Source organism: Variovorax sucrosi (genome assembly GCF_051216635.1).
GTDB lineage: Bacteria > Pseudomonadota > Gammaproteobacteria > Burkholderiales > Burkholderiaceae_C > Variovorax.
Genome location: NZ_JBPJZU010000016.1, coordinates 1 through 9426, shown reverse-complemented (window position 1 = coordinate 9426; position 9426 = coordinate 1). Strand labels below are relative to the sequence as shown.

The 9426-nt window shown below is 68.4% G+C and carries 5 protein-coding genes and 2 pseudogenes; 2 read left to right on the top strand and 5 right to left on the bottom strand.

Features of this window, described 5'->3' with window-relative positions; all coding sequences use genetic code 11:
- Together ACSFBE_RS23750 and ACSFBE_RS23745 are read left to right on the top strand one after the other, a co-directional pair.
- Nucleotides 1–542 (top strand): annotated as a pseudogene (locus ACSFBE_RS23750) (hypothetical protein); the annotation flags it as partial.
- Between the two features lie 99 nt (nt 543–641).
- The gene (locus tag ACSFBE_RS23745) at nt 642–1901 is read left to right on the top strand and encodes a lytic murein transglycosylase (RefSeq protein WP_435492864.1); all 1260 of its coding nucleotides are present in this window, start codon (nt 642–644) and stop codon (nt 1899–1901) included.
- A gap of 34 nt (nt 1902–1935) precedes the next feature.
- Here the strand turns inward: ACSFBE_RS23745 and flgL are convergent, their stop codons facing one another.
- From flgL to ACSFBE_RS23720, 5 genes and pseudogenes are all read right to left on the bottom strand, one after another.
- A complete protein-coding gene (flgL, locus tag ACSFBE_RS23740) occupies nt 1936–3147 on the bottom strand; it encodes a flagellar hook-associated protein FlgL (RefSeq protein WP_435492863.1) in 1212 nt (403 codons plus the stop codon).
- Between the two features lie 31 nt (nt 3148–3178).
- Nucleotides 3179–5143: a flagellar hook-associated protein FlgK gene (gene flgK, locus ACSFBE_RS23735; RefSeq protein ID WP_435492862.1), complete on the bottom strand. Its 1965-nt coding sequence runs from the start codon at nt 5141–5143 to the stop codon at nt 3179–3181.
- A 103-nt stretch (nt 5144–5246) separates the two neighbouring features.
- Complete coding sequence (locus ACSFBE_RS23730) at nt 5247–7190, bottom strand: methyl-accepting chemotaxis protein (RefSeq protein ID WP_435492861.1); 1944 nt, start codon at nt 7188–7190, stop codon at nt 5247–5249.
- Between the two features lie 26 nt (nt 7191–7216).
- Nucleotides 7217–8962, bottom strand: a complete 1746-nt coding sequence (locus tag ACSFBE_RS23725) for a methyl-accepting chemotaxis protein (RefSeq protein ID WP_435492860.1) — start codon at nt 8960–8962, stop codon at nt 7217–7219.
- Nucleotides 8963–9074: 112 nt separating this feature from the next.
- Nucleotides 9075–9426: pseudogene (locus tag ACSFBE_RS23720) on the bottom strand (methyl-accepting chemotaxis protein); the annotation flags it as partial.

Genomic DNA, 9426 nt, shown 5'->3' with positions numbered 1-9426 from the left:
TACGCGTGTTCGATCTGGGCTCGGGTTACCTGAACCAGACCGCAGGCGGTGCGCCCTCGGACATCGCCGAGCGCTTCGCCGTGAACGTGGGCCGCAACCCGACCAGCATCAGCTACGCCAAGGAAAAAGCAGCCCACGACACGGCGGTCATCCAGAACATCTATCCCAACTCGGTAGAGCGCGAAGTGATCGTGACCTCGCGCGGTGACCGCCAGGTCCAGTGGGTCCGCTTCGACGCCAATATCACCTCGGGTTCCGTCGCACGCACGCTGCAGGAAAGCCGGATGATCGATCCGATCTCCGTCGAAGACACCGACAACCACGGCACCGAGAGCTACGTGCTCAGCGTGGCGGATTACGGCGGCAAGGGCATCCACAACTTCCTGTACGGCACGATCGTCTGGCACACCAACCCGTCGACGACGGCCTGCTCGAAGGCCAAGGGCGGCTGCAAGCTGCTCGACAACGCGCCGTTCGAATACGGCGGCACGTTCAAGGTCCCGGGCAAGCCTTTCCACGCGATGGGTGCCAACATCAACTGACGAGGCGTCGGCGAAAATCCTGCGATGAACTGCTTTGTCGTCGCTCGTTTTCGCCCGCTCTCAGGCCTTGTGCCATCGCTGGCCACCGGATTGCTTTCCGTGGCCCTCACAGGCTGCGGGACGCCGCCCGCTGCATCGACAGCAGGCGGGCCCGACAGTCCCCCAGCGGCCGGCATTCCGGCCGCACCCTCTACAGCCTTCACGCCGCAGCAGCAGCCGGCCGTCGACACGTCGGCCGACGCGCAACGCCGGCTCGCCTCGTGGCTGGCGGACTTGCGCACGAGAGCGCTCGCCGCCGGCCTGCGAGCGTCGACCCTCGACGCGGCGCTGAACGGCGCACAGTACCTGCCGCGCGTGGTCGAGCTCGACCGCGCGCAGCCCGAATTCACCCGACCGATCTGGGACTACCTCGATACCGCGGTCAGTCCGCAACGCGTGGCGAACGGCCTGGAAAAACAGGCCCAGGTCCAGCGCGAAGCCGCGGCAGCTGCCGCGCGCTACGGCGTGCCCGCCGAGGTGCTCGTCGCGATCTGGGGCCTGGAGAGCAACTACGGTGGCAACTACGGCAGCACGCCGACCATCGACGCGCTGGCGACGCTGGGCGTCGACGGCCGCCGTGAGGATTTCGCGCGCAGGGAGCTGCTTGCCGCCCTGACAATCGTGGACAACGGCGACATCGATCGCGACCACATGGTCGGCTCGTGGGCAGGGGCGATGGGGCAGACGCAGTTTCTGCCGACGAACTTCCTCGCCTATGCGGTAGATGCCGACGGCGACGGCAAGCGCGACATCTGGGGCAGCATGGCCGACGTCATGGCGTCCACCGCGCATTTCCTTGCGCGCTCCGGCTGGCAGGCCGGCCAGCCGTGGGGTGCAGAGGTGCGTTTGCCCACGGGCTTCGATCCTGCGCTGGCCGATGCCAGCGAGCGCCGGCCGAGCGCGCAATGGGCCGCGGCCGGCGTGCAGGCGCAGAACGGTGCGCTGCCCGATCTGATGGACGCGGAGCTTCTGTTGCCGGCCGGTGCGCGGGGGCCGGCTTTCCTCGTCGGGCCGAACTTCCGGGTCATCCTGCGCTACAACAACGCGGTGAGCTACGCACTCGCGGTCAGCCTCCTGTCCCAGCGGCTCGCCGGCGGGCCTGCCGTCGTCGCGCCGTGGCCGCGCGAGCTGCGCACGCTCAGCCGCAGCGAGACTCGGGAACTCCAGGAGGCGCTGAACGCCCGGGGTTTCGACAGCGGCACGCCCGACGGTGTGGTCGGCGCCGCCACTCGACGGGCGATCCGCGCCTACCAGCGGGCCTCGGGCCTCCCTGCGGACGCCTATCCGACCGACGATCTGCTGGCGCGCCTGCGTCGCTGAGCGGCACCGGCCTCGGCCAGCGCGGTCGCCCGGCTCAGAGGTAGTTGAACAGCGCGATGTTCGACAGCCGCGCGAAGGTGAGCTGCGTCGCCTTGAGCGAGGTCTCGCGCTGGTAGAAGTCCGAAATGGCGCTGGTCAGGTCCAGGTCCTCGATGCTCGAGAGATAGCTCTTCTCGTTCAGCACCCGTGCGGCGCCGCCATCGTCGAGTGCGTCGATCTCGTTCATGCGCGAGCCGATCGACGAGCGGATGGTCAGCACGTTGTCGTGCGCATTCGTGACCTTGACGTTGGCGGTGCTCAGCGCGTTGAGCAGCTTCGCGCGCGCCGGCTCGCCGCCGCCTTCCAGCGGTTGGCGCAGGGCGGTCACCAGTTGGCCGATGCTGGCGAACACGTCGGTGCCGGCGTTCTTGGCGGTGGTCACGGCGAAGGTGTCGCCGTCGGCCGGAGCGCCCGAGATGTTCATCCGCACACCACCGAAGCTGATCGGCGTGCCGGCCGTGAAGGGGCCGGTGGCCGCGACCACCGGTGGGGTGTCGTTGGTGGTGACGGTGTAGTTGCCGGCCGCAAAGCTGACGACGAAGTCCTTGCCGTAGTGAGGCGCCGTGGCGTCCAGCACGCCCACCGCACCGAACACGCCGGTGCCGGTGTTCGCGGTGCCGCCGGAGGTCACATAGCCCGCGCCGCCCTGGACCGACTGGAACACCGAGCGGCCGTCGTCCGAGCTCGACATCTGGCGAGCGACGTCGACCTGGATCATTCGCTGGCCCTGGTCGCCCATGTACTGGACGCTGCCACCCGTGCCGACGGCGAAGGGGACGCTGCCGCTCTTGTAGCCGGCGAACAGGAACTGGCCGTTGCCGTCATCGGTGTTGGCCACCGCGACCAGCTGGTCGAGCTTGCTCTGCAGCGTGGTCGCGATCGACGCGCGGTCCGCATCCGACAGCGTGCCATTGCCGGCCGCCACGGTGAGCGTCTTGATGTCCTGCATGATCGAGGTGGCGCTCTCGAGCGCGGTTTCCTCGTGCGACAGCGTGAGCATCGCGCGGTCGCGGCTGGTGGCGTACTGCGCGGCTTCCGCCAGCGTCTGGGTCACGCCGAGTGCGCGCGTCGCGGCCACCGGGTCGTCGCCGGCCGTCAGGAACTTGGTTCCGGCCGACAGCATCTGCTGGGTGCGGAAAAGCTGCTGCTGCTGCGAGTTCAGGGCAGACAGGTTGCGCTCGTAGAAAGTGCTGGTGCTGATTCGCATCACGGCTCCTGGATTCGAAAAAGAGAGGGGCTCAGTTGGCGATGCCGAGGATCGCGTCGAACATCGTCGATGCGGTCTGGATCACCTTGGCATTGGCCTGGTACATCTGCTGGAACATCAGCAGGTTGGCGGTTTCCTCGTCCTGGTTGACGCCCGACACCGACTGCTGGCTCATCTTGATCTGCGCCGTCACGCTGACCTGCGTGGCTTCGGCCACGCCGACTTCCAGCGCCCGGTTGCCCACCGTGCTGACGAGCTGTGCGTAGGCGCCGCTGAAGGTGGAGGTACCGTTGCCGATGACCGTCGCGCGCTGAAGGCCGGCCAGCAGCAGCGCATTGCTGCCGTCCGACACGCCGCCGGTGTTCTTGCCGATGGTGAAGGTGTCGCCGTTTGCCGGCGCACCCGTCAGCTTGACCGAGATGCCGTCGAAGCTCATCGTGGCGCCGTCGGTGTACGGCACCGGCGCGCCGGCGGCGTACACGGTGGACGTGCCGTTGGCCAGCGTGACCGTCACGGCCGAGGTGGCCGGGAAGCCCGAGAACTGGCCGGTGGTCTTGTCGAAGCTGAGGGTCACGTTGGCGCCGAGCGGCGTGGCTGGGTAGCCCGCACCGATGGTCGCCTTGCCCAGGGCGCCGGTGCCCTGGTTGGATGCGGTGTTGCCGGTGACGACCGGCGATGCCGCCGCCACCTTGGCCGGGTCGAGCACCAGCACCGTCATGTCGCGGGCGCCGGTGCGGGTGGGCTGCACCACGAAGTTGTCGCCCAGCGCCGCAGCGCCGCTGGCGAGCGACACCGTGACGCCGTCGAAGGTCGCCGGGAAGGTGGTGAAGCTGCCGACCGTCGCCTTGTCCGACAGGCGGGTGACGACGTAGGTGGGCGTGCCGGCCACGTCCTTGTATTCGACGCCGTAGTCGCTGGTCGTGAGGGCCGAGCTGTTGGTCACGGCGGCCGAGATCACAGCGCTGCCGGTGTTGTTGGCATTGCTGAGCACGGCGGGCGAACCCTTCGAGAAGAAGTCGCCGCCCAGTGCGCCGGTGAGGTCCAGGCCCAGCTTGTGCTGGCCGTTGAAGCTGTCGGCCAGCGCGATCGACAGGCGGCCGATCGCGTTCTGCGTCGGCACCAGCGTTTCGGTGCGGAAGGCCATCAGGCCGCCGAGCGAACCGCCGGTGATGGCGTTCGGGTTCAGTTCCATCACATTGCCGGCCAGGCCGACGAGCGCCACCGCGGTGCGGGTCGGGTCGGCCGCCGAGGGCACGGCCTGCAAGGTGGCCGCGCGGTCCGCCACCACCAGCGACTGGCCGGTGGCGATGAAGACGTTGTACTTGCCGCTGTCCTGCTGAAGCACCTTGATGTCGGCGATCTGGCTGAGCTGGCTCACCAGTTGGTCGCGCTGGTCGAGCAGGTCGTTGGGCGGCTGGCCGCCGGACATCGCGCTGAGCTGGCTGATCTGCTGGTTCAGGCTGGCGATCTGGGTCGCGTAAGTGTTGATCTGCTCGACGCTGCCCTTGATCTGGTCGTTGACCGAGCTGTTCAGGTCCGTCAGGTACTGGTCGGTCGAGCGGAACTTGGTGGTCAGCGCCTGGGCCGAGCTGATGAGCTGCTGGCGCGCGGCCGGGTCGGCCGGCGTGTTGGCGACGCCTTGCGTGGCGGTGAAGAAGCTCTGCATCAGCGGGCTGATGCCGGAGGTCTTGTCGGCCAGCAGCGAGTCGATGCGATCGATCTGGGTGCCGTAGGACGTCAGGGCAGCCGACGCCGACTGCGCCGTGTTGAGCTGGGCGGTGAGGTAGCTGTCGTAGCTGCGGCTGGTCGTGGTCACCAGCGCGCCCATGCCGACGAATCCGGCGCCGGTGCCGATGGCGCCATTGGTCGAGATCTGCGCCACCTGGCGGCTGTAGCCGGCGGTGTAGACGTTGGCTGTGTTGTGGGCGGTGGTGACCAACGAGCTGCGCGCTACGTTGAGGCCACTGAGGCCCGTCAGGAACATGTTGCCGGCCATATGTTTGATACCTGTGGAGAGGAGTGTGAGGGGCACCGTTTCGATGCCATTGACTGGTTATCGGCAGCGCCGATGAAAATTGAAGGTCGCGCGCGCCATCGGTTCAACGCGCGTCCACGCGGAAGACGCCCACGGCCTGCACCAGCTGTCCGGCCTGCTCCTGCAGCGAGGCGGCGGCGGCCGCGGCCTCCTCCACCAGCGCCGCGTTCTGCTGCGTCACCTGGTCCATCTGCGTGATCGCCTGGTTGATCTGCTCGATACCGGAGGTCTGCTCCTGGCTGGCCGAGGAGATCTCGCCCATGATGTCGGTCACCCGCTTCACGCTGGCCACGATCTCTTCCATCGTCTTGCCCGCTTCGGCCACCTGCTGGCTGCCGGCGCCGACCTTGCCCACCGAGTCGTCGATGAGCACCTTGATCTCCTTGGCGGCCGCGGCCGAGCGCTGCGCCAGGCTGCGAACTTCGGACGCGACCACCGCGAAGCCGCGGCCCTGCTCGCCGGCGCGGGCGGCTTCCACCGCCGCGTTCAGCGCCAGGATGTTGGTCTGGAACGCAATGCCGTCGATGACACCGATGATGTCCACGATCTTCTTGCTCGACGCGTTGATCGCGCTCATCGTGTCGACCACCTGGGCGACCACGCTGCCGCCGCGCATCGCGACTTCCGACGCCGAGGCCGCCAGCTGGTTGGCCTGGCGGGCGTTGTCGGCGTTCTGCTTGACGGTCGATGTCAGTTCTTCCATCGAGGCCGCCGTCTGCTCCAGCGAGCTGGCCTGCTCTTCGGTGCGCGAAGACAGGTTCTGGTTGCCCGAGGCGATCTGGCTCGACGCGGTCGCGATGGTGTCGGTGCCCTGGCGCACCTCGCTCACCACCCGCACCAGCGCGTCGCGCATCGCCTCGACGGCGCGCGTGATCGCGCCGATCTCGTCGCGACGCGGCGAGGCCAGCGGCTGCGACAGGTCGCCGTCGCCGATGCGCTGCACATGGGCGCTCAGCACCGTGAGCGGGCCGACCGTGCGGCGGATGTAGAGCACCAGCGCCACCCCGAGCAAGGCGGCGGCCAGCGCAATGGAGGCGCCCAGGCCGGCCATCTGCCGATAGAGCGGCACCAGCACTTCGGCCGCCGGCACCTCCGCCACCACCAGCCACCCGGTCATCCGGCTGCGCGCCACCGAGGCATAGTGACGCCCCTCGGCGCGCTCGGCCAGCACGGCCGGAGCATCGACGATCCAGGCCGTGTCGGCCTCGCCGATGCGGCGTGCCCAGGCGGCGGCACCCGCGCCGAGCACGTCGGCCAGCGGCTTGCCGGCGGCCGTGGGATGGAAGACCAGCTTGCCCTCGCCCGCCGGGTCCAGGATGTACAGGCCGCCGCGCTCGAAAATGCGCGTCTGCTTCACCGCTTCGGCGAAGGCGGCCTGTTGCTGAGAAATGTCCAGACCGATGTACAGCACCCCGATCACGCGGCCCGCGGCATCGCGCACCGGGTCGTACACGGTGATGTAGGGTCGCCCGAAAAGCGTGACCCGGCCCATGAAGCGCTTGCCGCTGCGCAGCACCGGATACGCCGCGCTCTTGCGGTCGAGCAGCGTGCCGACCGCGCGTTCGCCGTTCTCCTTCTTCACCGAGGTGGTGACGCGCCGGAAGTCGTCGCCGACGGCGACGAACACGGTCGCGTTGGCACCGGTGAAGCTGCTGGCGAACTGGTCCACCTCTTGGGTCGACGCCGCGTCGATGGGCACCCCCGCGGCACTGAGCGTGCCTTGCGCCGCGTCGTCCAGCACCAGGCCCGATGCGAACTGGCGCTTGAAAACGCCGAAGGCATTCTCGGCGTTGAGCTGCATCGTCTGGTCGAAGGTGTCGAGCGACTGGGCCAGGGCTTCCGCCTTGGCGTTCGCATACCGCGCCGCGCTGTCCTGGTGCTGCGCCGAGCCCAGCATGTAGAACACGCCGAGGATCAGGGCCGTCATCGCCACCATCGCCAACGTGGCGCGAACGCTCAGGGTGCGAACCAGGGACACGAAGCGTGGAGGGGTGGCGGATGAAGTCATGGGCAGGCTCGTCTAAAGGGTGGGTGTCAGAACTCGGTCCAGTCGCCGTCGCCGCCGGCCGGCAGGGCCTTCGGCGGTGCTTTCTTCGTCGGCAGGGCGGCAGGCCGTGCCGCGCCCTTGGCACGAGGTGCGGGCAGTTCGCCGCGCGGCTCCTTCCGGACCACCGCCGGGCTGAAGGCCGGCTCGATCGCCTCGGCACCCGCGATGCGGAAGATGCTCACTGCCTCGACCAGGCTGCCGGCCTGCTCCTGCAGCGAGGCAGCGGCGGCCGCGGCCTCCTCCACCAGCGCCGCGTTCTGCTGCGTCACCTGGTCCATCTGCGTGATGGCCTGGTTGATCTGCTCGATGCCCTGCGTCTGCTCGTGGCTCGCCGCACTGATCTCGCCCATGATGTCGGTCACCCGACGCACGCTGGCCACGATCTCGTCCATCGTCTGGCCCGCTTCGGCCACCTGCTGGCTGCCCGCTGCGACCTTGCTCACCGAGTCGTCGATCAGGCCCTTGATTTCCTTGGCCGCCGCCGCCGAGCGCTGCGCCAGGCTGCGCACTTCGGAGGCCACCACCGCAAAGCCGCGGCCCTGCTCGCCAGCGCGGGCCGCTTCCACCGCCGCGTTCAGCGCCAGGATGTTGGTCTGGAAGGCAATGCCGTCGATCACCGCAATGATGTCCACGATCTTCTTGCTCGACGAATTGATCGAGCCCATGGTGTTCACCACCTGGCTGACGACGGTGCCGCCGCGCACCGCGACTTCCGACGCCGAAGCCGCCAGCTGGTTGGCCTGGCGTGCGTTGTCGGCGTTCTGCTTGACGGTCGACGTCAGTTCTTCCATCGAGGCCGCCGTCTGCTCCAGCGAGCTGGCCTGCTCTTCGGTGCGCGAAGACAGGTCCTGGTTGCCCGAGGCGATCTCGCTCGATGCGGTGGCGATGGTGTCGGTCGACACCTTGATCCGGCTGACCACCTCGACGAGCTGGCCCTGCATCTGATGAATCGACAGCAGCAGGCTGCCGGCAGCGGAGCGACGCGTGTCGATGGACGTCGTGAGGTCGCCGCCGGCGATGCGGCTGACCATGTCGGCCGCATAGGCCGGCTCGCCGCCGAGCTGGCGCGCGAGCAGGCGGGCCACCAGGCTGCCCAGCCCCAGGCTCACCAGGATGCCGGCCAGGGCCAGCCCGATCATCCACAGGCGCGAGCTCTCATAGGTGGAGGCCGCCTGCGAGGCGCTGTCCTTGGCCAACCCGTCGCAGTAGGCGACCATCTTGTTGAGCACCGTCTCGAGGCTGCGCGACTCGGCCAGCAGCTTGGTGTTCTCCTCGACCACCAAGCCGTCGAACTGCGAGATGTCCAACGGCTGCTTGTTGATCAGCCCGATGAAGTCGGTGAGGCGCTTCTTGAGGGCCGGCGCGAGCGTGTCGTAGTCCTTCAGCAGCGTCTCGCCATCGGCGGTTCGCTTGAAGAAGGGCTTCACCTCTTCCAGGCGGGCGTCCAGGCCGGTGAGCGAGGTGCTCAGGTCCTTGGCACCTGCGGCGCGTTCGCCGCGCGTGGACGCCGACAGCAGCCCGGTCTGGGCGCGGCTGGCGTACAGCAGATGGACGTTGGCCTGCTGCACGCCTTGCAGGGCGCGCAGTTCATCCGTATAGAGCCGTTCGGCGGAGGCATTGATGCGCCCCATCTGCACGATCCCGAAGGCACTGACCGCCGCGCCGATGGCCGCGACGACGAGAAAACTGAGGATGAGTCGGGCCGTGACCCGAAGCTGTTGAAACCATGCCATGTCATGTCCTTTCTGGCGGGCAACCGTGCCCGCAAAAAAATTCGGCGAACCACCGTCCGCCGCAGGAACGTTCCGACGGCATCGAGAGGGCCGCCGCCGCTTTGTCCTTCGCTCAGAACTCCGTCCAGTCGCCTTCGGAGGCCATCGCCAGCTTGGGCGGCGTCTTCTTCGCCGGCAATGCGCGCGACGGTGCGGGGCGTGCCGCGGCACTCGCCGGGGTCACGCGCCGCAGCACGCGCGGTGTGCGATCGCCAGCGCTGCTGCGGGCTTCCAGCGTGAACACGCTGACCACCTGCGACAGGCTGCCGGCCTGCTCCTGCAGCGAGGCAGCGGCTGCCGCGGCCTCTTCCACCAGCGCCGCGTTCTGCTGCGTCACCTGGTCCATCTGCGTGATGGCCTGGTTGATCTGCTCGATGCCGGAGGTCTGCTCCTGGCTGGCCGAGGAGATCTCGCCCATGATGTCG